Origin of the sequence: Streptomyces sp. BE20 (assembly GCF_036322525.1) — a bacterium.
Lineage (GTDB): Bacteria > Actinomycetota > Actinomycetes > Streptomycetales > Streptomycetaceae > Kitasatospora.
Genome location: NZ_JAQYWW010000134.1, coordinates 1 through 331, shown reverse-complemented (window position 1 = coordinate 331; position 331 = coordinate 1). Strand labels below are relative to the sequence as shown.

Here is a 331-nt window from a genome sequence, read left to right as displayed (position 1 = left end):
GCGGGCGGCGGCCTTGGCGAGCGGGACGGCCGTGGCCTTGGAGGTGAACGGCACGGTGCGCGAGGCGCGGGGGTTGGCCTCCAGGACGTAGAGGATGTCGCCGGACAGGGCGAACTGGCTGTTGATCAGTCCGCGGACGCACACGGCGCGGGCGTTCGCCTCGGTCGAGGTCCGCAGGCGCTTGATGTCGTGGCCGCCGAGGGTGATCGGGGGCAGCGCGCAGGCGGAATCGCCGGAGTGGATGCCGGCTTCCTCGATGGTGTCCATGACGCCGCCGAGGAAGAGCTCGGTGCCGTCGTAGAGGGCGGCGACGGCGATCTCGACGGCGTCG

The 331-nt window shown here is 72.2% G+C and carries 1 protein-coding gene; it reads right to left on the bottom strand.

Annotation, left to right across the window (positions count from 1 at the left end; translation table 11 throughout):
• Positions 1–331 (bottom strand): ATP-binding protein (locus tag PUR61_RS00705; protein ID WP_443035093.1); only part of this gene is annotated, 331 nt, incomplete at both ends.